This window comes from Bilifractor sp. LCP21S3_F8, from assembly GCF_052117805.1.
Taxonomy (GTDB): Bacteria; Bacillota; Clostridia; order Lachnospirales; family Lachnospiraceae; genus Bilifractor.
In genome coordinates this window covers 12766-37366 of sequence record NZ_JBQKIK010000030.1, presented here as the reverse complement: position 1 = coordinate 37366, position 24601 = coordinate 12766, and the positions used below count along the sequence as shown (strand labels likewise).

Here is a 24601-nt window from a genome sequence, read left to right as displayed (position 1 = left end):
AGAGTGCGAAGCACGGAGCAATCCGTAGCTTATACAGTACGTCTCACTGTAACCGAAAATGCAGACAGGTCGCCTGGCGCGAAGCGTGTGTAAGAGACTGGATGCGATTTCAAATACCTGTCAGCAGCATTTCAACCCGACACATATAGTAATGATAGCATAAACGGAGAACTATATGAATATTTTTACATGGATCCAGAAAATCTGGCGCACCCTTTCCAGTATCTCAGGCAACGTTGTCACAGCCGCCTTCCTGATCTCTCTGATTATCTTCCTTGTTGAAAAATACAGATATCATTATAAAAGAGCAGCATATAAAAAGGAAGAGAAATCTTTTCTCTCAGGCGCACGTATGCCGGAAAGCACCGCTGTCCGCAAAGTGGCCGTCATTACCGGAGCCTCCAGCGGCCTCGGACGAAAATACGCTCTGACCATTGACAGAAATCCCTCAAAATACGATGTCACTGAATTCTGGCTGATTGCGAGGCGCAAAGACCGCCTTGAATCTCTGGCATCAGAGCTTCATCTTCCGGTGAAGGTTCTCTGCCTCGATCTGACAGCTTCTGAAAACATTGACTCCCTTGAAAAACTCCTGAAACAGGAATCTGCATCCGCCGGAGGTCCCTCTGCCTTCACGGTTTCCATGCTTCTGAACTGTGCCGGCTATGGGAAATACGGTTCCTCGAGAGACATCGGAAGGCAGGAGGAATGCCGGATGATCGATACAAATGACAAGGCGTCGATCAGTGTCACTGCCGCCGTCATCCCGTATATGAATGCCGGAAGCCGGATCCTCGAGGTCTGTTCAGTCGCCGGCTTTCAGCCGATCCCGTTCTTTAACTGTTATGCCGCGTCCAAGTCTCTGCTCTACTCCTACAGCCGCGCGCTCCGGATCGAGCTTCTCAATTCAGGGATCAGTGTCACTGCCGTCTGCCCTTACTGGATCAAGGATACGGAATTTATAGCAAAAGCAGCCGGTAAGCAGAAAAACCTCTTTCTTGCTTCAACCGCCTCCCGTGTGGTCCGGATCTCCCTGTTCGATGTGCAGCACCACCACGCGCTCTCCACGCCAGGTCTTCTCTGCACGCTTGACCGCATTTTCGCCGGATGGATACCGGACGAGGTTCTTGCGTATATCATGACATTTTTCCTTTGACATTGTCTGACCGGAATATTCCCAGCCTCCTCTTTGTATCTGACATAAGGGGTTGTTCCCTCAGACCAGAGCTTCAATATCTGATCCACATCAGCATATGATATTCAAAGTCAAAAAGGGAAATGCCCGGTCCGCATTCCTCTCGAAATTCAGACCGGGCATTTCCCGCAAGTTCTCTTTTTATTGTTTTCTCACACGTTTTTCTCTACTTATGAAAAATAAATCACCAGGAAAGATGATCAATAGCGGCCTTCTCCACCGCAATTCCCGCGCGGTAGTGTTCAGCGAACTTCTCGTATCCCGCCTCGTCCGCAGGATCAGGATCGATCGTAATTCCCTCCTGTCCGTCAAAAATCTTCTGTGACAGGTAATCGCCCAGTGAATCGTATTCGTTCGCGCCGCTGATCCGGTACGCTGCCAGTACAGCCATTCCCCATGGGCCACCCTCGCTGGCGGTCTTCATGACCGTCACCGGCACATGAATAGCGGCAGCCAGATACTTCTGCGCCACTCCTTCCGTTTTAAACAGCCCACCATGACCGGTGATGCGGTCGATGTGCACATTCTCCTCCTTCAGGATATCCATCCCGAGCTTAACCGCAGCCAGAGAGGTATACAGATTCGCGCGCATCAGATTTGCCAGATTGAACCGGCTGTCCGGCATTCTGACATACAGCGGCCGTCCCTCGTTCAGCATGGTTACATTCTCACCCGAGTAATAGCCGTATGCCAGAAGTCCGCCGCAGTCCGGATCTCCCTTCAGCGAATTGGTGTAGAGCTTCTGATACAGTTCTCCCATATCCGCCTGAATTCCCATCAGTTCGCAGAACTCATGGAAAATTCCGACCCAGGCATTGAGGTCTGTTGTGCCGTTGTTCGCGTGAGACATCGCGCAGGGCGCGCCGTCCGGCGTCGTGACCATGTCAATTTCCCGGTGAAGCTTCTTCAGCGTCTGTCCCTTCTCCAGCACAATCATCGCAAACGTGCTGGTCCCCGCAGAAATATTGCCGGTTCCCGGTGCGACGGAATTCGTGGAGACCATCCCGGTTCCCGCATCTCCTTCCGGCGGAGCCATCGGCACGCCCGGCTCCAGATTTCCGCTCTCATCCAGAAGGGCTGCTCCCTCCGCCGTCAGAGTCCCGGCATCCTCTCCCGCACACAGGACCTTCGGGAACAGCTCTTCCCCGCGGAAGGAGTACCCGTGCTTCTGAAGGAGTCCGTCAAAAAGCTCCATCATGTGCGCGTCATAGTCCATTTTTGAGGTATCCATCGGGAAGATTCCAGACGCGTCTCCTGCGCCGGTCACCTTCCGACCCGTCAGCCGATAGTGCATATAAGAAGCAAGTGTGGTGACAAAATCCACCTTATCCAGATGTTTCTCATGATCCAGAACACACTGATACAGATGCGCTGATGTCCAGCGGAGCGGAATGTTGAAGTCAAACAATTCCGTCATCTCATCCGCTGCCGCCTGCGTATTTGTATTCCGCCATGTCTGGAACGGAGCAATCGTATGATCCTCCTGATCCAGCGCGATGTATCCATGCATCATGGCACTGATACCCAGCGCACCAAGCTTTCGGATCACAACGCCATACTTCTGTCTGACATTCTCCCGCAGCGAGGTATAACACCCCCGAAGGCCCCTGTCAATTTCCTCATAGCTGTAGGTCCAGATACCATCCCGCAGTTTATTTTCCCAGTCGTACACACCTGTGCCGAGTACATTGCCGTCAAGGTCAATCAGGACCGCCTTGATTCTCGTCGAGCCGAACTCAATGCCAAGCGCCGTCTGTCCGGCAGCGATTTGTTCTCCTGCTCCCATATTCTCTCCCTTCTCCTTTCACACACAGCTCTTTTCTCTGTCTCAGACAGCTATTTCTCACCCAGTCCCTGCAACTTACGGGGCTGCCATATAACCCCGGGGATCCCGGAGTCATTCCTCCTTCTGACCGTAGTACGCGCCTGCTCCGTGCTTGCGGAAATAATGCTTGTCCTGAAGCTCCTGCGGTGCCGGCTGCACCTTGGGATTGATGCATTCACAAAGCGCCGCCATTTTCGCCACTTCCTCTACGACAACAGCGTTGTGAACCGCTTCCTTTGCGTCCTTTCCCCAGGTAAATACCCCGTGATTCTTGCAGAGAACTCCCGGCACAGCGGCGGGATCTCTGTGATTTTCCTCAAAATCATCCGCGATCAGCACACCGGTATTGGTCTCGTAGGCCTCCTCGATTTCCTCTTTTGTCAGGTTTCTCACGCAGGGAATGTCCCCGTAAAAATAATCCGCGTGTGTTGTTCCATAGCAGGGGATTCCACGCCCTGCCTGTGCCCAGCTGGTCGCCCAGGTAGAATGCGTGTGAACAATTCCTCCGATTTCCGGAAAACGATTATACAAAACGGTATGTGTCGGCGTATCAGAGGAAGGGTTATAACGTCCCTCCACCTTCTCCCCCTTCAGATTTACTACGACCATATCCTCCGGCTTCAACTTCTGATAATCCACACCGCTCGGCTTGATAACAAACAGACCACTCTCACGGTCAATCGCGCTGACATTTCCCCATGTAAAGGTGACCAGATGATATTCCGGCAGAAGCAGATTCGCTTCCCAGACTTTCTTCTTTAATTCTTCCAGCATGATAAATTCTCCCGTATGTTATTCTTCTTTATTATTTGTATCGTCTGCAATCCCGCATGATTGTTCTGCGTTTTCACTGCAAAATTCTTCCGCGTTATTGTTCTGCGTTTTTCTCCTGCAAAAATTCTTCCGCGTTATTGCTCTGCGTTTTTCTTCTGTGTTACTGTTCTGATTTTTCGATCTTCTTCACGGATTCCCGGATCACCGGCTCAGCGTCATACAGATAATTCCCGTCGAAATCCGGATTTTCAATCATTTTCAAAAGATTTTCGGCGACGCGGATTCCGAGCTTTTCCTTCGGATGCGGAAACGAGGTAAAGGGAACACGACAGATCGACGCGAGATTGGAATCATCGATGGCGACCACAGAGATGTCCTCCGGTACCTTCACTCCGTGCGACAGCAGGATGTTGATCACCTCCATCGCCACCTCATCATTATAGCAGACAACCGCCGTACAGCCGGAAAGCCGGTACAACAGATAATCCTCCAGCCGGTGGATGTTCTGCTGCATGGAAGTATCATACCAGATTACGGAAAAACGCTCAAAAGGAATGTTGTTTCGCATAATTGCGTCGACATACCCCTGATAACGGAGCGGTCCCTGACCGTCGTCGGACTTGAATATTCCGGCTATTTTCCTGTGGCCGTTCCGGATCAGAAGTTCGGCCGCGTGGTCCGCGATCTTCCGGTCATCAATTCTGACGCACGGTACCTTCAGATCGGGATAAAAGGTATTGAAGAACAGAATCGGAATATGTCTGCTCAGAATCTCCTGATAATATGGAAGATTCGGATTCGGAAGTGCGCTCTGCGTAGCCTCCACAATAAATCCGTCAATATCACTTTTTTCAAGGATCGACTCCAGATTTCTTCTCTCAATATCCGGCCGGTTGTCTGTGAATGCCACCTGCGTCGTATAACCGGCATTCTGCAGAACGGAGACGATCCCTCTCAGAATCGGCGGGAAAATATAGCTTTCATTAAACGTGCTGAGCACGGCGATGTTCATGTACCGCTCTCTGCGAACCGGCTGGAAGGACGCGCCGATATAGGTGCCGCTTCCCTGGACACGGGTCAGAATATGTTCCTTCTCAAGCTCTCCCGTCGCGTGACGGATCGTCTGCCGGCTTAAACCGAACTTCTGACTGAGCTCCTTTTCAGACATCAGCTTGTCACCGTACCGGAGACTTCCATCCCGGATTCCCTCCTTGATCCATCGGATCACTGTCTGATATTTAGGCTGCTCTGTCATACTTTTTCCTCATTTCTCTGAATGTCAGGCTGCGGCTGTTCTGTGTATTCATGCGCAGAAAATTATACTGTCACAAATTATACACCCGACGCACAGATTATTCACAGCATGAAAATTAAATTTTCTCTTTTTTCAGGAAAACGCATCCGTTCAACACGAAAAGCGTCTGAGATCCTCCCGGGTTGTATCATCTCCGATGGTGATCAGCTCGGTTCCGGTCAGCCTTGCGAACATCTCAATATCCGCGCGATCAAGTGCAGTTGATATTACGCTGTGATGTGCGCCTCCCGCATAGCACCATGCCGCGGTTCCGGTCTGAAAATCCGGTTTATGACGGTACATAATTCTCGCGACCGGGAGCTTCGGCATCTGCTCCGGCTGTTTCACAAGCTCAACATCGGCGCAGATCATCCGGAAATGATCTCCCATATCCACCAGGGTCACCTGTATTCCATCTCCGGTTACGCCGTCAAATACCAGCCGGGCAGGATCATCCTTTCCTCCAATGCCAAGCGGATGTACCTGAATCTCCGGCTTATTCGCGGCGAAGGATGCCGGAACCTCAAGCATATGCGACGCAAGCTCCAGTTCTTTTCCAGGCAGGAGATCATATGTGTAATCCTCAATGAATCCTGTCGCTCCCTCTCTTCCCTCAGCCATCTTCATCAGAACCGCAGAAAGAGCGGCGATCTTGTAATCCCCCTCCGGTCCGAATCCGACGCCTTTCGCCATCAGATCCTGGGCAGCAAGTCCTGGAAGCTGACGAAGGCCGAACAGGTCCTGGAATGTATCGGTAAACGCAGAGCACCCGTTCTCACGGATGAACTTCTCGAAAGCCACCTCGTATCGTGCCTGCTCACGAACCGCATCGAGATTATCAGTCGCCATGGTGTACTTCTCGCTGTATTCCTCCATCTTTGCGTTGATCTCATCATCCGTCACTTTCACAGAGCGGTCCGCAATTTCTCCGATTCCCCAGTACTTGATCTCCCATCCATACCGGATCTCTGCCTCGAGACGGTTGCCATCGGTCACCGCGACATCACGCATGTTGTTGCCGAACGTTGCGACGCGCAGGTTGTGAGAAAATCTCACCGCCTTCGCTACCTGAGCGAAGCGCCGGATTCCGTCCAGCACATCCTCGTGTCTGTAATATCCCACAACAACCTCATGCGGGATGTGCAGTCTTGCAAGGATATATCCAAATTCTCTGTCTCCATGCGCAGACTGATTCAGATTCATAAAGTCCATATCAATTGCGTCGTAGGGAAGTCTCTCGTTTGCCTGTGTATGCAGATGAAGCAGAGGCTTTCTCAGTTCCTGAAGGCCCTTGATCCACATCTTGGCCGGTGAAAACGTATGCATCCATGTGATCACGCCGGCACAGTCATCATCATCCATTACTTTACGAATATCCTTCACGCAGGTTTCCGAGGTGATGACTGTCGGCAGAAGCTCGATGCGGATTGTGTCCGATAATTGGCTGTTCAGAAACGCTGTCATTTCTCCGGCATCCGCAGCGACCTGGCGAAGGCACTCCTCACCGTAGAGATCCTGGCTGCCAACAATGAAATATAATTTTTCCATTTTATTTTCTCCTAAATAAATCAGTTAATATGCGCTTTTACAGTATGTGGCACGATGTATCGTATGGGAGTTATTTAATAACCTGAATGGATTGTCTGTCCGCAAAGATCAGTACAAACACCAGGAAGATAACACTCTCAATCATCTGCATCGTCTGTGTGGACATTCCAAGCATCTGCAGTCCTGAATTATCTTTACATCTTGCAGCACCTTGTTAATATATACAAATTACCTTGTAATTGTTAATGTACCATTCATGTATTTTACTGTCAATATGTATGGTATATCTTCGTTGTCTTTACTAATATGTACGTTTAATTTTTGGGAAATTTTCTTCTCTGAAGCATTAAGTTGTACACCTTGTATATCTCAGGTCTAATGTCAGCGCACACACCGCCACCGGAATTCTGCTCTTTGTCTGATGGACATTACAGGTTCTTCTGTTCCACACACTTTTACTTTAAATTTTTCTCCCGCATAGCATTGTCCTGCGTATTTTTCGCCACAGAACGAGATAAAACACGCTGCGCGAGTTTTATCTCGCTATCGCGACGCTCGCCGCACACGAATACTTCGCATTCGGCTGCGGCTCACTGTTCGCGTAAATAACGGGGCTGCTCCCGCAGATCAGAGAATATATATCCGACCCGCGGGAGCAGCCCCGTTTCACTGCATGCCCTCCTCCAATTGCCAGACGATTCGGCACCGTCCCTTCGATGAATCACGCAGTTTATCATTCATGTTTTTTCAATTTTTCTTTATCCTGAATGAATACATAAAAAATGTCGCCGAAATGCTCATCATGGACCATTCTTCCTATGTCGATTACATTTCGGACATTTCCGTTCTTTGTCAGGATCCGATATTCCACATAGTCATCAAACGTTGATTTCAGCGGATCCGACAAGTTTTTCTCGTGCAGAATCTGATCTCGTATGGACTGTTCCACTTTTATATAATCATCCGGATGAACAATGTGACGGAAACTGGAGTGTGTGTATTCCAGAAATTCTCTGTGATTTTTGCATTCGAACAGCCGGACAAGATCATCATTTGCAAATAGAATCCGCTCATCTCCTTCAACCTGATAGATGAGAACAGCCCCCGGGAGCCCTGTAACCATGCTTCTGACATTAAATCCCATGTAATCCCGGCTGATATTCATCATATCCGATTTGAAATGCAAGACTGTATGTTTTCCTGCGGTTTTCGCAGCGTAGAGCGCACTGTCCATCTGCTTCATCAGCGTTTCACGATCTGAAGCCTGTGACGGAAAATCAGCATATCCGCCGGAAATTGTGTAGCGAATCATCTTCCCGTCAAATTCGAATTTTCTATCCTCTGTGAGTGCATCCAGAATGATCTTCGCACAGTCCTCCGGAGACTTATTTCGAATAATCACGCAGAACTCATCTCCTCCGGTTCTTCCGATCAGACATCCCGGAAAAGCAAAAACGAGGTATTCCGCCAGATCACGCAAAGCAGCATCACCTGCCGCATGACCGTACAGATCATTAATCAGCTTAAAATCATCCAGATCGATAAACACACCTGTCATCTCATTCCTGTCATACGAACTGCAGTAATCATCCAGATGTGCAATCAGACCGCCCCGGTTGTACAGACCCGTCAGATGATCGCGGTATACAAGCATCCCGAGTTCCCGGTTCTTTTCAACAAGTATGGAATTATATTTTCTGCTGAATAAACCCACCGTTATCATCGTGACAATCAGCGCGACAATCATCATGATTAAATTTGTACGAAACACATAGGGCAGGAGATACCTTCGCTGAATTGTTTCGTATTCCCGGATACTGGAAAGATTTTCGCCTTCACAGATGACCCAGTTATATTCCCTGTACAATCGACAGTAAGACATCTTCTCGGTCACCTTGTCGCTGTGCAGTTCTTTAAAAAAATACCGGTAAAATCCACTTCCGGATCGGTTCACCAGATCAAGTTCCTCCTGGTAAGGCTTATTGCCATGTTCGTCTGTGGTATTCGTCGAAAGCTTTTCTCCCTCGGTATCCGGAAGATTCGGATGCATCAGACGAATCGCATATCCGTCACCGCCGTTGTAATCAATGATCTCATTGACCCATATATATCTTCCGTTTTCATATTCATTTAAATGTACTTTCGCATATAATCGCTCCCGGATCACGTTCTTTATCTCTGAATCTGACTTTCCTTCTTTTTTCAGAAGTTCTTTGGTATTTTCAATATCCCGGATAAGGTTATCGACCGAATTCTTCAGCACTTTCTCATCCGAAGCAAGCATGATATTGGAAATAACCTCTGAATTCTTGCTCAAAAGCAGTCTGGTGCTGACCGTGAAAATCACGATAAGCTCAACTGCAACGAGCATAAACATAATCAGATTGATTCTCAGAGCAAAATTACTCTTCCCCGAGTGATATGAATTCTTCTTCATGATAAATCACCAGTGCAGATAATCGATCGCAGCCTTCTCTGCCACGATTTCCCTATAGAAACACGCATATATGCAATCGTATAACCGATTCTCCCCGTCACGCTTCATAATCAGATGACCATTTTCACGGTCTATGGTGTTGACATTTTTCTCCGGATTCCGTTTGAATCTTTGTTTTTTCAAACAGACAAAGCGCTTTTCAATTATACAACAGACTCGTGAATTTTTCAGCCAAAAATATTTCAGTCCCGGAATCTTCAATAAGCCACAAATGATAAAGCCCTAAAATCTTCAGCTTTCACATTTTACACACCGCAGCGCACATAGAGACAGTGGAGGAAAGCGGGATGGATGCACTGGCTTGCTTTTCACATTTTACACACCGCAGCGCACACAACGAGATAAAACACGCTGCGCGAGTTTTATCTCGCTATCGCGACGCTCGCCGCACACGAATACTTCGCATTCGGCTGCGGCTCACTGTTCGCGTAAAAAACAGGGGTTGTCGCATAATCTTGCAACAACCCCCGTTTTTACGATTTTGAAAATGTAATGGATCAACATTACCAGTCAGGGAAGAACCTGAGGATGTCTTTGTATTTGAAAATAACTCTTTATATCTCTGTTCTTTAACGAAATATATATATTTCTGTCAAAATGACCTGCATTCTAAGATATATATTTCTGTCAAATGACCTGCATTCTAAGATATATATTTCTGTCGAAATGGCTGGAATGCATTCCTTTGATTGAAAAATTTATTTCCGATTTTACATTTTCTCGTGAATGCATCTGGAGATGACATCCAGCTGCTGTTCTCTCGTAAGGTCGATGAACTTTACCGCATAACCGCTGACACGGATTGTGAAGTTTGCGTATTCCGGCTTCTCCGGATGCTCCATCGCGTCCTTAAGCTTCTCCAGACCAAAGACATTGACATTGAGATGATGCGCGCCCTGATCGAAGTATCCGTCAAGTACCCGGACCAGATTCTCTTTTCTTGAATTATCATCATGGCCGAGTGCTCCTGGATTGATAGTCTGCGTATTTGAAATGCCGTCAAGGGCATACTCATACGGAAGCTTTGCCACAGAATTCAGAGACGCCAGAAGACCGCTCTGTTCCGCTCCATAGGCCGGATTTGCTCCGGGAGCAAACGGCTTGTAAGCTTCTCTTCCATCCGGAAGTGCTCCGGTTGCCTTTCCGTATACCACATTGGATGTGATGGTGAGGATCGAAGTAGTCGGCTCAGAATTCCGGTAGGTGTGATGCTTTCTGATCTTCTTCATAAAGGTCTTGAGCAGCCATACGGCGATATCGTCGGCTCTGCTGTCATCATTTCCGTAGCGCGGGAAATCTCCTTCGATCTCATAATCGATCACAAGTCCGGACTCGTCGCGGACGGTTTTTACCTTTGCGTATTTGATCGCGCTCAGGGAATCGACGACATGTGAGAATCCTGCGATTCCGGTCGCAAAGGTTCTGCGGACATCAGTATCGATCAATGCCATCTCTGCCGATTCATAATAATATTTATCATGCATATACTGAATCAGATTCAGGATATTCACATAAAGATCTGCAAGCCAGTCCATCATGATATCGAATTTGTGAAGAACCTCGTCGTAGTCGAGATATTCAGAGGTGATCGGCGCGTACTCCGGCCCTACCTGCATGTGATTTCCCTGCTTGTCCAGGAATTTTTCATCCTTTCCTCCATTGATTGCGTACAGGAGGCACTTCGCGAGGTTTGCTCTCGCGCCGAAGAACTGCATTTCCTTTCCGGTCTGTGTCGCGCTGACGCAGCAGCAGATGCTGTAGTCGTCTCCCCAGACCGGTTTCATCACATCATCGTTCTCGTACTGAATGGATGAAGTCCGGATTGAAATGGAAGCCGCGTATTTCTTGAAGCTCTCCGGAAGTGCGGAGCTGTAAAGCACCGTCAGATTCGGCTCCGGAGACGGTCCCATGTTCTCCAGGGTGTGAAGGAAACGATAGTCATTTTTTGTGACCATGGAACGGCCGTCCATGCCGATTCCCGCGACCTCAAGTGTTGCCCAGACGGGATCCCCGGAAAACAGCTCATTGTAGCTTGGAATACGCGCAAATTTTACCATGCGGAACTTCATGGTCAGATGATCGATCAGCTCCTGCGCCTCTTTCTCCGTGAGAGTTCCCTCTTTCAGATCACGCTCAATGTAGATGTCCAGGAAGGTTGAGATTCTTCCGACAGACATTGCCGCTCCGTTCTGCGTCTTGATTGCGGCAAGGTAACCGAAATACAGCCACTGAACCGCCTCCTTCGCATTCTTTGCCGGTGCGGAAATATCGTATCCATATGCCTCCGCCATCTTTTTCATGCCCTTGAGCGCACGGATCTGCTCACTGATTTCCTCTCTCAGACGGATGACATCATCGGTCATCGTTCCGTCTCCGCAGTTCGCGAAATCTTCCTGTTTCTTCGCGATCAGATGATCGATTCCGTAGAGAGCAACTCTCCGGTAATCACCGACGATTCGGCCTCTGCCGTATGTGTCCGGAAGACCCGTTACAATATGGGAATGTCTTGCCTTCCGCATCTCAGGAGTATAAGCGTCAAAAACGGCCTGGTTATGGGTCTTGTGATATTCTGTAAAGATCTTATGGAACTTGTCATTGATATGATATCCGTACGTCTCGGCAGCCTCTTCAGCCATCTTGATTCCGCCGTAAGGCATAAACGCTCTCTTCAGCGGTTTGTCTGTCTGAAGTCCGACGATTTTCTCAAGATCCTTTGTGGATTCATCGATGTATCCTGCGCCGTAAGCGGTCAGTCCGGAAACGACCTCTGTTTCACAGTCAAGCACGCCTCCCTTTGCGCGCTCCTGTTTCTGCAGCTCCTGTACCTTACCCCACAGAATATCGGTTGCCTCTGTCGGTCCTTCGAGGAAGCTCTCGTCGCCGTCATAAGGAGTGTAATTCTTCTGGATGAAATCACGGACATCGATATCGTCCGTCCATTTACTACCCTTAAAGTCTCTCCACTCGTTTCTCATAGCTCTGTCTCCTTTCTTTCTTGTTGTCTGCTATCATCAGTCTTTACAACTGTTAACTGTGCTGCTGAAAATCCTTCCTGCGCCTTACGCGCTCTTTTCACCGGAAGTCTGCGGATGTTCACCGGCGCCGAGAATGTTTTCCGCTGCTCTCACCTGCTGCGCCGTGGGACTCTTAACCCCCTCCAACGCATACGGAATACCGAGCAGTTTCCACTTGTAGGCGCCCATCGTGTGATACGGCAGTACCTCTACCTTCTGAACATTACTCAGTCCGTTCAGGAACTCCCGCTCCTTTTTCAGATCCTCCGTCGCGTCGGTCCAGCCGGGGACAAGTACCTGGCGGATCCACACGGGCTTCCCGATTTCATTCAGATAGCGGATCATGGACAGAATGTTCTCATTCCTGACGCCTGTCAGCTTCCGGTGTTTTTCCGGATCCATCTCCTTGATATCCACAAGAAGCAGATCTGTATATTGCATCAGATTTCTGAATTTTTCGAACCATTCTCCCTCGCTCGTGAATGGCTGTCCCGCTGTGTCAATGACCGTGTGAATTCCTTTTTCCTTTGCCTTCCGGAACAGCTCCGTGACGAAGTCAATCTGGAGAAGAGGTTCTCCGCCGGACACCGTGATGCCGCCTTCATCACCCCAGTAAGGACGATATCTTAACGCCTGATCAATCAGCTCATCCGCGCTTCTCAGATCATCGGACTGAAGCTTCCAGGTATCCGCGTTGTGACAGAATTTACACCGCATCGCACATCCCTGCAGAAAAATTACGAAACGGACGCCGGGCCCGTCTACCGAGCCAAATGTCTCTATCGAATGAATTCTTCCCCTGATCATGTTCTGCCTCCTTTGAAAACGCAAAAGAAAAACCGCCTGTCACAGAGGCTGTCACGAACGGCTCCGTATTCCTCCGTTCCTCAGCTTTCCGTGTCAGACGGTTCTGTGATCTGCCATCTGTCAGCTCCCTGTGACAAGCTGATCGTAACAGAATATGGCAGACAACTCCTTGATTATAATCAAATTTAAGTTATTTTTTTAACACATTTTTGGGCCTGATTTTCAACCTGTTTTTTCGGTATATTCCCGCAGTTTCTTATGATCTATCACCTTCAGACACCCGCGGCCCAGCCTTTTCACCATTCCTTCCTTCTCCAGAAACGAAATGTTCCGGCTGACCGTTTCCGGCCGCAGATTGACCGAGGACGCAATGTCATCCAGCTTCAAATTGATCACATCTCCAAGGCATTTTCGCTCCCTTCGCAGCAGAAAAGCAGCTACCCTCTGACGAGGCTCACGAATGGAAAGGACGAAGATCTTATCCTCCGCGTCAGTGATATCACTGGCAAGAACCTCAATCATATTGAACGATATCTGAGGATTTTCGGTGATCATCCGCATAATGACCGATCGGGGAATCTCACAGGTCTTCACCTCTTCCAGAGCTACCACATCATAATTATACCGGTGCTCCTTCAAAAAGATGCCGTGCCACACGCTCTGGCCGTCATGGAGAACATCCAGAATATGTTCCTCTCCCATGACATCCGTCCTCGATATTTTCACCTTTCCCCTGCGTATGATGATGATGGAATCAATACTGTCGTTCTCGGACACGATACGCACGTCTGCAGGATAGGTATGATGGACCGAATGATTAACCAGCCTTTTCTGAATTTCCGGAGGCAGTCCCCGAAACAGCCGCACCTCGGAAATACAGAATTTGTTCCGTTCCCGAAATTCACAGTTTTCTCTGTTGCATCCCTCTTTTTCCATAGAATTCCTCCACTGTTCCGGACAATCAATCATGCAGCGCGCCGGGCTGTCAATTATGCCTGTTCCATTGCCCGGAAAACGAGATAATACACGCTGCGCGAGTTTTATCTCGCTATCGCGACGCTCGCCGCACACGAATACTTCGCATTCGGCTGCGGCTCACTGTTCGCGTAAATTACGGACGGCGCATGAAGTCATCATGCGCCGTCTGTTCATCGCTGCCTCAGACAAGAAACTGCTTTGCGAAAGTCTCCGCCTCTCTCAGCTGCTTTTCTCCGGGCTTGCCGCGGAAATAAAATGTCCGATCCTCTACGGGAATTCCCTTTGCCTCCAGTTCCTTCCGAATGAGTTCGATTGCATGCTTTGATACCCAGGAAGTGGAGAAGATAACCGCTTTCCTGACCTCTTCCTTCTTCAGGCTGCGCAGATATTCCGTCAGCTTTCTGTCAATGCCGTAGGCATAGAGTGCGCCGCCGACAAACAGGATATCCACTGTTCCTGGAAGTGCCGCATCCGGTGCGTCTGCCGAAACCGCCTCCGTCCCTGCGGCCTTTGCGATTGCCTCCGCCGCAGCCCTTGTGTTGCCCGATCTTGAATAATATCTCACTGCAATATCCATGCTCAACCTCCTGAATCGTAAAGTGTCAACAAATTCAGAATAGGTTCCATTTCCGCAGCTGTCAAGAAGCTCCTTAAATATCGACGGCTTCCATTTCTGCAGCGGTCAGGAAGGCCATTACATATTCAGAAGATACCTTGTGATATCCACAGCCGCTTCTCCGCGCGCACGAACCGAAATCCCCTCTGCCTCCGGATCCGAGTAATGCGTCATGCTCATCACCGTTTCTCCATCATTCACGAAGATTTCCGCGCTGAACCGGTCCAGAATCATCCTCAGCTTCAGACTTCCGTCTGCCGCGGATACCTTCGCCGTTCTCGCATGAAGTACATCACGGATAACCCCGGAATGAGACCGGTCTATTGTGAGGGTCTGATCCTGCGGACGATAAGTAACAGAGCAATAATGACTGCCGTCCTCCGCGAAACGAATTTCTACCTCCCGGCAATCCTCCTCCGGACGGATCTCAAAAATCAGGTCCGCTATTCTTCCCGAAAGCGCTGGATCTGTGAACACCCGGCTGTCGTCAACCGCGACATTTCGCCTCTCGACCTTGTCCGTCCTGTACTGTTCCAGCTCACGGACAGGTTTCTGAATCAGACGTCCGTCACAGATCGTCAGTTCTCTTGGGAGAGATACCTGGCCAAACCACTTCGCGTTGTCCACGCGATAAGGCACAGTATCCCAGCTCTGCATCCAGCCGGTGAGAATCCTCCTCCCGTCCGGTGAGAGCACCGTCTGGGTCGCGTAAAAATCGATTCCGTCATCAACCGGATGAACAAATTCCTCCCGGAAACACTCGTTCTCATCTTCCTCATCGAGATGGCCGATCATGCAGAGCACATTGTTGCCTGCATGGAATCCAAGGCTGTCCGGCTCCATATCCTGCGGGCTCATCAGAATCACGCTTTTGCCATCAAGCACAAAATAATCCGGGCATTCCCACATTCTTCCGAACCGTCCGTGATTTACTGCCAGCTTTGACAGATAGGACCAGTGAAACGCATCCGGGCTTGTGAAGAGCAGAAGCTGCCCTGTCTCATCCTCCGCCCGGTTCGCGACTACACACCTCCAGGACCCGTCGGACTCCCGCCAGATTTTCGGATCACGAAAATCAATACGGCTTGCGCCTTCCGGCAAATCCAGCTCGGAAAGAACCGGATTGCCGGGATATTTCTGATAATCCACGCCGTCACCGATGGCAAGATTCTGTGTCTGCACATCACAGATGGTTCCATCGAGGTGCTTCTCCCGGCGGCATCCGGTATACATCAGAAGATGCCTACCGTCCGGAAGTTCTGCAGCGCCTCCTGAAAAGCATCCCGCTTCCCGGTCCGGAAATGTGTCCGGCGCAAGCGCACAGGGTCTGTTCTCCCAGCGGATCAGATCCTTTGTCACCGCATGTCCCCAGTGCATCGGGCCCCACTGTGTATCATAAGGATTGTACTGATAAAACATGTGGTATTCACCCTGATACCATGAAAATCCGTTCGGGTCATTCATCCACCCGACTCTTGGAGTGAGATGAAACGCCGGTCTCTCCTCCGGACGGATCTTCTTTTCATATAACTGTTCGGTAATTCTTGCCTTAAGAAGTTCGTCTGATCTGTACATCAATCTGCTTCCTTTCATACTCTGTTTCGTTTCTCCGGTGATTCCCGGATTTCATTTTCATGATAAGAATATGGTTTTCTGATGTTCATCACCATGATAACGATATGGTTTTCTGCCATTATCTGTCCTGCTTACTGATCCAGATCATAGCGATCCAGATATTTCTGGAAAATTCCCAGATACTGCTTTAAACCGTAGGCATCCAGCTTCTTCAGATACGAATTCCACTCGCTGTCAGTCACACCGTTCATGATCCAGTCGGATTTTCTGGCGTTGATCTCAGTGGTGATATCCGCTGTAAGATTCGAAAGCTGCTCGGTATCCTCCTGATTCATGAACAAGTTCGGGTATACGTACTTTCCGTGCATATCCGGTGTATAGATGTTCTTGATCCAGTCCAGACGGTACTGCGCGTCCGCAGGGCAGGTTACATACTTGCCATAGTAATCATTCAGCACCGCAAGCGGTCCGCCGACACATTCTGCCTCTCTGACCTCTACCGGAGAATGATCGCCGAGATCCATGTGCTTCAGCATCGGCTGTCCGTCTGCATTCTTCGACATCTCAAAAATGTGGAACTCACCCTTCTTGCCGTAGGTTCCCCAGTTGTTCTGCGGAGACTGCATCGGCGCATACATCTGATCCAGCCAGCTGCAGACAAGAGCAGGCTTCTTCGCCAGAGCGGTAACCACACATCTTCCGCGGTCAAATCCACTTGTGTACGAGCCGTTCTGCGGCGTGATGTTTCTGGTGTCCGCGGTCAGAGCCGGCAGTGGCTCCCAGTCCTGCAGATTATCAATGTTGGCGATATCCCAGGAGAAGCATACCCCGTATCTTCCGGATTTTCCCTTGGACACATAAGTGGACCATTCCTGCGTGAAGCACTCCGGATCGATCAGGCCCTCCTTATAAAGCTTATGCAGCCATTCGATTCCCTTGCGGTAACCGGACTGCGTCGCGGAGCAGATCACCTTCTTGTCGTCCGTGACTGCAATATGGCGTCCTCTGTCTCCATCGCCGTATCCCTCTCCGAATCCGTTAATCAGAATCGCCGGATCCTGATCCCCGTCATTGATGATGAATGACATGGGAATGATACTTCCCTTAATATTGAAATGTTCCTGAAGATCCTTGGAGTGATCATGAAACGCTTTCAGAACCTCCTCGAATTCATCCACCGTCGTCGGCATCTTCAGTCCAAGGTAGTCCAGCCATTTCTTATTGATATAGCTCATATCACCGATGGTCTGAATGGCTTCCTTGCCCTCGCCGAGCTGCTCGATCCAGGGAAGTGCCCAGATATGACCATTCTCATCGGTACACATCGAACGGTATTCCGGATATTCGTCGAAGACCTTCTTCAGGTTCGGCATATACTTGTCGATATAGTCCTCCAGCGGGATGATGACGCCCTGCGTTCCATAACGAAGAAGATCACTGTCTGAAAATCCCGCGGTAAAAATGAAATCCGGAAGTGTAGAATAATTGCTCATCTGAAGCGAGATCTTATCTGACCACTGATCGGATGAGATTGCCTTCCAGTTTACATGTACGTTTGTCTGTTTCTCCAGTCTCTCGAAGATCGCTCTCTTATTCGGATCCGATTCTGTGGCACTCGGATAGCTGGTCATGCCGCTGATCGTTTCCTTCTCCTTGAGCGGGAAGGTATAGGAAGCCGGCTCTTCCGCCTTATTTCTTGCCTCTTTATATCCAAAAAACAATTCACCGCAGCCGGTCAGCGATGTCGCCGCGATGGCCGCAGCAAGCGATGCGGCACATATTTTTTTCATCCACTTTTTAAACATTTCTCAGCCTTTCCGCAGATTCTGCTGTAACCCTATCTCAATATCAGCCCTTTACCGAACCGACCATGATACCCGCATCAAAATATTTCTGGAAGAACGGATACATGACGATCAGCGGCAGCGACGAAATAATAATGGTTGCATATTTTAACAGTTCTCCAAGCTGTGCTCTTGCCGCGGTGCTCTGAATATCCGCGATCATTCCCGACTGCGGCTGATTCTGAATCAGGATCGCGCGAAGCACAAGCTGCAGCGGCTGCTTGGATGCCGTATTGATATAAATCATTGCGTCAAAATAGCTGTTCCACATGGCGACAAACTGCCAGAGAACCAGGACGGCAATCAGCGGCTTGCAGACCGGAAGAAGAATCCGGAAGAAATACTGCACCTCATTGGCACCGTCCACAGCAGAGGCTTCTCTCAGCTCCTTCGGAATGCCCTGATAATAGGTTCTGGCAATGATCATGTTCCATACGGAAAACGCACCCGGAAGAATGACCGCCCAGATCGTGTCCAGAAGTCCGAGGTCGCTGATTACCAGGTAGGTAGGAATCAGTCCGCCTCCAAAGAACATCGTGATGACAAAGATCACGTTGAAGAATCCTCTTCCCTTCAGATCCTTCCGGGACATCGGGTATGCCGCAAGCATGGTGACCGCAACCGAGATCACGGTGAACGCCACGGAATAGATGACCGCGTTCAGGAAACCGATCCAGATCTGCTTATTGGTCAGCACCCTCTGATACGCTGTCACCGTCCACTTCTTGAAGTTGAAGGTGATGCCCTGATTCTGAAGGGTCACCGGATCCATAAAGGACGCGATCACAATGTAGATCATCGGAACGATAATCGCAATTACAAAAATTGCAAGAAACAGTCTGCTTATAATGATAAAGGCTTTGTCAGATTTCCCGTATCTGGAAAACGGATGTTTTCTGACCGCTGCGTTGATTTCCGCCATTGCTTTTTCCTCCTCATATTCCCTGTCCGTCATTCATCTTCTCCACGATCTTATTGACCGCGATCAGAAGTATGACATTAATGATCGTATTAAACAGACCTACTGCTGTAGAGAAGCTGTAGTCTCCGTCGAGAAGTCCCTTCTTGTACACATAGGTTGCGATGATCTCCGCAGATTTCAGGTTCATATCCGTCTGCAGCGCATAAGCCTTCTCAAATCCGATGCTCATGATATTTCCTGCCTGAAGAATGAACTGAATCACAACCATATCCTTGATTGCCGGCCAGTCTACCACGCGAATCTGCTGCCAGATATTTGCTCCATCCAGAGCCGCTGCCTCACGCAGCTCCTGACTTGCGTTGGACAATGCCGCGGTGTACATGATGGAAGCCCATCCGGCTCCCTGCCATATTCCGGAAATGATGTAGATCGGACGGAACGCCTCGGGTATTGTCATGAAATTGATGCTGGTGTGGAGCAGGCCGTTTACCGGTCCCGTTACAGAAAGAAGGATACGAACCATACCACAAAGTACGATGACCGACACGAAGTTCGGCATATACAGAACCGTCTGAATCTTCTTCCGGATACCCGTGCGTTTGATCTGATTCAGGAATAACGCCAGGATGATCGGAATAGGGAATCCCCAGAGCAATCCGTATACACTCAGCTTCAGTGTATTTACCAGATAGCGGATGAAGTCCGGAGACTCCAGGAATCTCTTGAAATACTTCATGCCCACCCACTGGCTTCCAAAGATTCCCTTGATCGGGTTGAAATTCTGAAACGCGATCAGTATGCCTCCCATGGGCGCATACTTGAAAATCAGTGTAAGCAGAAACGCCGGTCCGAGAAAAATTACATAAAGCTGCCAGTGCTGCCTGAAATACAGGAGCCCTCTTCCTTTTTTTCTTGCTTTTTCCTCCATGCTTCCATACCTCCTCATAAATCATTGCATGTCAGATGCTTTACTGATCTGTCACCCAGCTGTCTCGCCATATTGTTGTCCGGTTGCTCTGTTGACGGTTACTTTGTTGTCCGGTCACTCTGCTGTCCGGTTGCTCTGTCGACTGGTTGCTCTGTCGACCGGTTGCTCTGTCGACTGGTTGTTCTGTCGACTGGTTGTTCTGTTGCCCGGTCACTCTATATTGTTTTATCGCTCTGTCTTCGTTGTTCAATATAATTCCCTGGTGGTCATTTGTCAATTGTAAAATGTGCATTTGCACTACTTTTACGCCCTAAAATGAGGTTTTTGTAAAACTTATACAAGAATGGGCAACCAAAACTGTGAACTTTTCCGAACGAATGTCTCAGGGCCCGGAAGGACGCACAAAATCAGGATACAGATCACAAAAATCAGGCTATATTCTCAGAATTGCCCGATATGTCAGGCTACCCGCCGGAGAAGTCCTTCCGTTTTTCAATGTAGAAAGTCAAGTGGTTCAAATCTTTTCTCCGACAATTTTAACAGGGCATTATGTAACATATAAATTTTTACATTTGACAAATTATAATAAGGGCATTATATTATATTGTAGAAAGACGGCAACAGTGCACGTACTATAACAGAAACATTGAACGCAGCTGACAGAGAACACAGCTAAAAGAGAGCTTAACTAACAGAGAACATAATCAACTAAGAACATAATGAACAGAAAACGTAATCAACAAAGAACATAATGAACAGAGAGCTTAACTAACAGAGAAGATAACGATAGAAAGCCAGAAATCGGGAACAGCGCTGCAGATGAATTACCCCTCCCATTGACCGGAGGCTCAATAGACGAGTAAAAGAGGTTGATAATATATGGATAACAGAGTCACGATTCAGGACATTGCGGATTCACTTGGATTATCAAGGAATACCGTTTCAAAAGCAATCAATAACACCGGAGTCCTCGCGGACAGCACCCGTCAGAAGATTCTCGCACGGGCAATTGAAATGGGATATAAGCAGTTTTCCTACCTTGATCTCGACACGGTACAGAACAGTCTTACTCCACCCGCTCCCGCGAAAAATGAAATTGCGCTGATCACCACCTGGTTTTTAAACGGCTCTCACTTCTCCGCGATGATGCTCGATAAATTTCAGATGGAAATATCCAAGCGCGGATACTCCATGACTATGCATTTCGCCAGAGCAGAAGATATTGCAGCCCAGAGGCTGCCCGCCTCTCTGCGCCTTGAAAACTGCGCGGCAATTATATGTATTGAAGTCTTTGACCCATCCTACGCGAGATTTATCTGCCAGTCCGGTGTCCCGGTTCTTTTCGTAGACGCCCCTGCCGACCCCGGCGCAGATCCCCTTCCCGCCGACATTCTTACTATGAATAATGATGAAGGCATCTGTCAGTTCATTCACCTGATGAAGTCGCGCGGAATCCGTGACATAGGATTTGCGGGAGAAGCCATGCATTGCCGTTCTTTTTTCGAACGATTCATGGCATACCGCAACAGCATGTACCTGTGTTCCCTTCCGATCCATGAAGAATGGTGCATCACAGAGAAGCCGGATCCCGCCTCCGCTTCCGCGGGAATGAGTCCTGCGGAAGGTTACTTCTACAGCAAGCTGAAGGAATTCCGGAAAATACCGCGCGTTTTTATCTGCGCCAATGACTTTGTGGCAATTGATCTGATGCACGCGCTGAATCATCTGGATCTCAGCGTCCCGGAGGATGTCATGATCCTTGGCTTCGACGACTCCGCAGAGTCCCTTCTGGTGACGCCGAAGCTTTCGACCGTGCATATACACAGTCAGATCATGGGATTTTCCGCCACTGACCTGATTCTGTCCCGGATCCAGAACCCGGCACTGAATTACCGCACCTGTGCCTGCGAGACCAATCTGATACTCAGAGAATCAACAGAGGGAAGACAGGAGGATCACAAATGAATCATTTCATCAATCCATATAACCCGGTCATGAATTTTCTCGGCAAGCTGCTTGACTGCATACTTCTGAACCTGTTATGGATTCTGTGCAGTCTGCCGCTCTTCACGCTTGGAGCCTCTACCAGCGCGCTCTACTACTGCACGCTTAAGCTTGCTAACGACTCCGGAATCTCTCTGCTGCAGGATTTCTTTCACTCATTCCGCCAGAATTTTCGTGAGGGAACCAAATTGTCCTGTCTGATCATTCCGATTGCGATCGCGTTCTTCTTCTCCGGCCGTTTCTATCGCCAGCGCGCGATAAGCTCTCCTCTCTTCATGATCGGCTTCGGTCTGTATATTGTATTTCTGATTGTGTTCGCGATTATCGTTCTGTACGCGTTTCCGCTCCTTTCGCGCTATGACAATTCCTGGAAGGGCACCCTGAAGAACGCGTTTATGATCGGAATCCGCTATCCCGTCTGCACGATCGTAATGGCTGCCATTCATTTTGCGATTTACTTTATCGCCATCCGTTATTTTACACCGGTCATCTTTCTCGGCGAGGGCTTTGCCGCCTTTCTTTGTTCTTATCTTCTGAAACCGGTATTCCGAAAGCTCGAAAATCCGGAAGGGGCCCCAGACAGCGAAGATACAGAAAACGCCCCCGGAAACAGATCCGGGGACGCCGACCATACACATCAGGATAATATTTTTCACCGGGAGGAAAAATGAAACTCAGAGAAACATTGCGCGGTATGGATCGCAGACAGAGAATCACTTACCTCTGGGATTATTACAAATGGTTTTTTATCCTCCTGATCATCGCGGGAGGAATTCTGATCTATTCACTTTCGTCAGCCCTTACCAGGAAGAAAATCGTGCTCTCCGTCGCGCTTGTGAATGTTCAGGCAGCCGACAGCATCCTCGACTCGCTCACCGATCAGTTCCTGCAGATGGAACCGGAGGATTTTTCCGGCGGAACGGTAAAGTATGAACGTAATCTTCTGATCGCTGCCGATCCGGAGGACAGCACGCAGGACGGAGGCACAGGTTCCGTCACGGATAGCGAAGTGTCTTACACAGCTTCCGGCACGGATGGCGGAGCGTCTTACACAGCTTCCGGAACGGATGGCGGAGTATCTTATGAATACTCCTACGCATCCCAGATGAAGCTCCTGGCCATGATCACAGATAAAAAGCTGGATGTCGTCATCATGGATCAGCACACCCGTGATATTTTTCAGCGCCAGGATTATATGTCTGCGTGCGTCTCACTGGAAGGCACTTCTCTGTACCGGAAGGCAGGCTTTTCCGCACCTGTATACGCCGGGATCATAAGAAATACGCAGCGGCCGGAATCAGCAGAAAAATATCTGGAAATGCTTCAGCAATAATGCCTATGCCCTGTTCTTACCCGAGGTAAAGTATCCGATCAGATAGATAATCGCCGCCACCGCCATTCCGGTGATCGACGGAATACCCGCGGTGATGATATTTGCTCCCAGCGCTCCCGCGACAACACCGATGACGGAGAACCAGTTAACGGTCTGGAAATCCCGGAAATCATCGGTGTAGTTTTTTCTGTGCAGGAAATAGTCCAGAATCAGGATCACTCCGATCGGCGGAAGGGTGCAGTTCAGGATATTGAGCCAGTGCGTAAAATTCCAGTAGAGCCATACGGCGGTCACCGTTCCGATGACGCCGGAGATCAAAACCATCGGTTTTTTCTTCTGGCCGAAGATGTTCGCGAGGCCAAGGCCGGCGGAGTAAAGCGCATTGTCATTCGTTGTCCAGATATTCAGTCCAAGGACAAGAACAGCAAGATAAAACAGATTCAGGTTGATCATTACTTCGAAGATATCATTTCCTCCCACATAAATGGAAGAAACCGCGCCGAAGAAGAACATCAGTGAGTTCCCGATGAAGAAGGCGACAACCGTAGTAACGACACCCTGCCGGGCATTTCTGGCGAACCTTGAGAAGTTCGGCGTAGCTGTTCCACCGGATACAAAGGATCCGATCACCATCCCCGCTCCTCCGATCACGGTGAGCGTACCGCTTGACTTTGCGAACTGGCTGATCAGAGTCCCGTCGCCTCTCTGAACCGCGAGAATCATAGCCACTGTTCCGAGAATTGCCACAAGCGGAACCGCGATATAGCTGACGATTGTCAGAGACTTTATTCCAAAATACGCCGAAGAAGTCATGCACGCCCCGGCCACGAGCACTAGAATCCACTCCGCAAGTCCGCTCCCGCCGAGCAGCTCATTTGCCACCGGGATCGCAAACATCGCGACACCGACACCGAACCAGCCGATCTGGGTGAAGCTGATCATCGCGGATGGAAGATAACTTCCCTTCAGTCCGAAGGCACGGCGGCTCATCAGATCCAGACTCATTCCGGTCTTTGCACCGACATATCCCAGAAGGCCCGTATACACGGCAAGGATAGCACCTCCGAGAAACAGCGAACCGAGAAAGCCGTAAAAATCCAGTTCCTTTGCCATCTCCTGCCCGACCCACATGCTCGCCGAGAAAAAAGTAAAACCGAGCATAATCATGAACATTGTAATAAAGCTCTGTCTCCGATCAACCGGCACCGACTGCTCGGCATAGTCGATATCCACCGTAGTTTCCCGCTGCTTCTGATTCTTCCCTCTCATTCTCTCTCCCTCATGAACGCACAAATAGCATAAATCTCATAAACTCATAACTCATAAATAATATAAATAGCATTGATCAACGACAGATGCAGACCGATATGCCCTTCATCTGCATTGCGAAGTGCATTTCCCGGATGTACAGCAGACCTCCCGGTGCGCCGGTGCAATACCTTTAAAT

Annotated in this window: 19 protein-coding genes; 4 read left to right on the top strand and 15 right to left on the bottom strand. The window is 49.2% G+C overall.

Annotation, left to right across the window (positions count from 1 at the left end; genetic code table 11):
- The first annotated feature begins 175 nt into the window (after positions 1 to 175).
- Positions 176 to 1156 carry an SDR family NAD(P)-dependent oxidoreductase gene (locus tag ACTQ3A_RS12010; protein ID WP_441495077.1) on the top strand — a complete coding sequence of 327 codons (981 nt, stop codon included), beginning with the start codon at positions 176 to 178 and terminating at the stop codon, positions 1154 to 1156.
- Between the two features lie 223 nt (positions 1157 to 1379).
- Here ACTQ3A_RS12010 and ACTQ3A_RS12005 read toward each other — a convergent pair whose 3' ends face one another.
- The 14 genes from ACTQ3A_RS12005 to ACTQ3A_RS11940 all read right to left on the bottom strand — a co-directional run bounded on the left by ACTQ3A_RS12005 (position 1380) and on the right by ACTQ3A_RS11940 (position 19817).
- A complete protein-coding gene (locus ACTQ3A_RS12005; protein WP_441495076.1) occupies positions 1380 to 2981 on the bottom strand; it encodes a xylulokinase in 1602 nt (533 codons plus the stop codon).
- Positions 2982 to 3092: 111 nt separating this feature from the next.
- The gene (locus ACTQ3A_RS12000; protein WP_441099506.1) at positions 3093 to 3794 is read right to left on the bottom strand and encodes an L-ribulose-5-phosphate 4-epimerase; all 702 of its coding nucleotides are present in this window, start codon (positions 3792 to 3794) and stop codon (positions 3093 to 3095) included.
- 160 nt (positions 3795 to 3954) lie between these two features.
- On the bottom strand, positions 3955 to 5049 hold the full coding sequence (locus ACTQ3A_RS11995; RefSeq protein WP_441495075.1) for a GntR family transcriptional regulator: 1095 nt from the start codon (positions 5047 to 5049) through the stop codon (positions 3955 to 3957).
- A gap of 150 nt (positions 5050 to 5199) precedes the next feature.
- Positions 5200 to 6636 (bottom strand): L-arabinose isomerase, encoded by a 1437-nt coding sequence (gene araA / locus ACTQ3A_RS11990; RefSeq protein ID WP_441099504.1) that lies wholly within the window; start codon positions 6634 to 6636, stop codon positions 5200 to 5202.
- 733 nt (positions 6637 to 7369) lie between these two features.
- A complete protein-coding gene (locus ACTQ3A_RS11985) occupies positions 7370 to 9073 on the bottom strand; it encodes a diguanylate cyclase (protein ID WP_441099503.1) in 1704 nt (567 codons plus the stop codon).
- Positions 9074 to 9079: 6 nt separating this feature from the next.
- Positions 9080 to 9256, bottom strand: coding sequence for a hypothetical protein (locus ACTQ3A_RS11980; protein WP_441495074.1), 177 nt, complete (start codon positions 9254 to 9256; stop codon positions 9080 to 9082).
- A 587-nt stretch (positions 9257 to 9843) separates the two neighbouring features.
- A complete protein-coding gene (gene pflB, locus ACTQ3A_RS11975; protein ID WP_441099501.1) occupies positions 9844 to 12108 on the bottom strand; it encodes a formate C-acetyltransferase in 2265 nt (754 codons plus the stop codon).
- Between the two features lie 84 nt (positions 12109 to 12192).
- A complete protein-coding gene (gene pflA, locus ACTQ3A_RS11970) occupies positions 12193 to 12954 on the bottom strand; it encodes a pyruvate formate-lyase-activating protein (RefSeq protein ID WP_441495073.1) in 762 nt (253 codons plus the stop codon).
- Positions 12955 to 13176: 222 nt separating this feature from the next.
- Positions 13177 to 13890: a Crp/Fnr family transcriptional regulator gene (locus ACTQ3A_RS11965; RefSeq protein WP_441495072.1), complete on the bottom strand. Its 714-nt coding sequence runs from the start codon at positions 13888 to 13890 to the stop codon at positions 13177 to 13179.
- Between the two features lie 223 nt (positions 13891 to 14113).
- Entirely contained in the window at positions 14114 to 14509 is a 396-nt protein-coding gene (locus ACTQ3A_RS11960) for a flavodoxin family protein (protein ID WP_441495071.1), read from the bottom strand.
- Between the two features lie 117 nt (positions 14510 to 14626).
- Complete coding sequence (locus ACTQ3A_RS11955) at positions 14627 to 16123, bottom strand: glycoside hydrolase family 32 protein (protein ID WP_441495070.1); 1497 nt, start codon at positions 16121 to 16123, stop codon at positions 14627 to 14629.
- A 131-nt stretch (positions 16124 to 16254) separates the two neighbouring features.
- Entirely contained in the window at positions 16255 to 17928 is a 1674-nt protein-coding gene (locus tag ACTQ3A_RS11950; RefSeq protein WP_441495069.1) for an extracellular solute-binding protein, read from the bottom strand.
- A gap of 43 nt (positions 17929 to 17971) precedes the next feature.
- Positions 17972 to 18889, bottom strand: a complete 918-nt coding sequence (locus tag ACTQ3A_RS11945; RefSeq protein WP_441099625.1) for a carbohydrate ABC transporter permease — start codon at positions 18887 to 18889, stop codon at positions 17972 to 17974.
- 13 nt (positions 18890 to 18902) lie between these two features.
- A complete protein-coding gene (locus ACTQ3A_RS11940; RefSeq protein WP_441474685.1) occupies positions 18903 to 19817 on the bottom strand; it encodes an ABC transporter permease in 915 nt (304 codons plus the stop codon).
- An 879-nt stretch (positions 19818 to 20696) separates the two neighbouring features.
- Between ACTQ3A_RS11940 and ACTQ3A_RS11935 the strand changes: the two genes are divergently transcribed.
- From ACTQ3A_RS11935 to ACTQ3A_RS11925, 3 genes are read left to right on the top strand one after another with little or no spacing between them, the layout of a single operon-like run.
- Complete coding sequence (locus ACTQ3A_RS11935) at positions 20697 to 21782, top strand: LacI family DNA-binding transcriptional regulator (RefSeq protein ID WP_441495068.1); 1086 nt, start codon at positions 20697 to 20699, stop codon at positions 21780 to 21782.
- Positions 21779 to 22492: a YesL family protein gene (locus ACTQ3A_RS11930; RefSeq protein WP_441495067.1), complete on the top strand. Its 714-nt coding sequence runs from the start codon at positions 21779 to 21781 to the stop codon at positions 22490 to 22492. The genes ACTQ3A_RS11935 and ACTQ3A_RS11930 overlap by 4 nt, the downstream gene beginning before the upstream one ends.
- Positions 22489 to 23154, top strand: a complete 666-nt coding sequence (locus ACTQ3A_RS11925; RefSeq protein ID WP_441495066.1) for a hypothetical protein — start codon at positions 22489 to 22491, stop codon at positions 23152 to 23154. Before ACTQ3A_RS11930 ends, ACTQ3A_RS11925 begins: the two co-directional genes overlap by 4 nt.
- 3 nt (positions 23155 to 23157) lie before the next feature.
- Here the strand turns inward: ACTQ3A_RS11925 and codB are convergent, their stop codons facing one another.
- The gene (gene codB, locus ACTQ3A_RS11920; RefSeq protein ID WP_441495065.1) at positions 23158 to 24423 is read right to left on the bottom strand and encodes a cytosine permease; all 1266 of its coding nucleotides are present in this window, start codon (positions 24421 to 24423) and stop codon (positions 23158 to 23160) included.
- Positions 24424 to 24601: the final 178 nt, after the last annotated feature.

What these genes read in the sequence shown, in the direction of transcription:
- ACTQ3A_RS12010 (WP_441495077.1), top strand. Translation starts at nt 176, where the DNA reads ATGAATATTTTTACATGGATCCAGAAAATCTGGCGCACCCTTTCCAGT.
- ACTQ3A_RS12005 (WP_441495076.1), bottom strand. Translation starts at nt 2,981, where the DNA reads ATGGGAGCAGGAGAACAAATCGCTGCCGGACAGACGGCGCTTGGCATT.
- ACTQ3A_RS12000 (WP_441099506.1), bottom strand. Translation starts at nt 3,794, where the DNA reads ATGCTGGAAGAATTAAAGAAGAAAGTCTGGGAAGCGAATCTGCTTCTG.
- ACTQ3A_RS11995 (WP_441495075.1), bottom strand. Translation starts at nt 5,049, where the DNA reads ATGACAGAGCAGCCTAAATATCAGACAGTGATCCGATGGATCAAGGAG.
- araA (WP_441099504.1), bottom strand. Translation starts at nt 6,636, where the DNA reads ATGGAAAAATTATATTTCATTGTTGGCAGCCAGGATCTCTACGGTGAG.
- ACTQ3A_RS11985 (WP_441099503.1), bottom strand. Translation starts at nt 9,073, where the DNA reads ATGAAGAAGAATTCATATCACTCGGGGAAGAGTAATTTTGCTCTGAGA.
- pflB (WP_441099501.1), bottom strand. Translation starts at nt 12,108, where the DNA reads ATGAGAAACGAGTGGAGAGACTTTAAGGGTAGTAAATGGACGGACGAT.
- pflA (WP_441495073.1), bottom strand. Translation starts at nt 12,954, where the DNA reads ATGATCAGGGGAAGAATTCATTCGATAGAGACATTTGGCTCGGTAGAC.
- ACTQ3A_RS11965 (WP_441495072.1), bottom strand. Translation starts at nt 13,890, where the DNA reads ATGGAAAAAGAGGGATGCAACAGAGAAAACTGTGAATTTCGGGAACGG.
- ACTQ3A_RS11960 (WP_441495071.1), bottom strand. Translation starts at nt 14,509, where the DNA reads ATGGATATTGCAGTGAGATATTATTCAAGATCGGGCAACACAAGGGCT.
- ACTQ3A_RS11955 (WP_441495070.1), bottom strand. Translation starts at nt 16,123, where the DNA reads ATGTACAGATCAGACGAACTTCTTAAGGCAAGAATTACCGAACAGTTA.
- ACTQ3A_RS11950 (WP_441495069.1), bottom strand. Translation starts at nt 17,928, where the DNA reads ATGTTTAAAAAGTGGATGAAAAAAATATGTGCCGCATCGCTTGCTGCG.
- ACTQ3A_RS11945 (WP_441099625.1), bottom strand. Translation starts at nt 18,889, where the DNA reads ATGGCGGAAATCAACGCAGCGGTCAGAAAACATCCGTTTTCCAGATAC.
- ACTQ3A_RS11940 (WP_441474685.1), bottom strand. Translation starts at nt 19,817, where the DNA reads ATGGAGGAAAAAGCAAGAAAAAAAGGAAGAGGGCTCCTGTATTTCAGG.
- ACTQ3A_RS11935 (WP_441495068.1), top strand. Translation starts at nt 20,697, where the DNA reads ATGGATAACAGAGTCACGATTCAGGACATTGCGGATTCACTTGGATTA.
- ACTQ3A_RS11930 (WP_441495067.1), top strand. Translation starts at nt 21,779, where the DNA reads ATGAATCATTTCATCAATCCATATAACCCGGTCATGAATTTTCTCGGC.
- ACTQ3A_RS11925 (WP_441495066.1), top strand. Translation starts at nt 22,489, where the DNA reads ATGAAACTCAGAGAAACATTGCGCGGTATGGATCGCAGACAGAGAATC.
- codB (WP_441495065.1), bottom strand. Translation starts at nt 24,423, where the DNA reads ATGAGAGGGAAGAATCAGAAGCAGCGGGAAACTACGGTGGATATCGAC.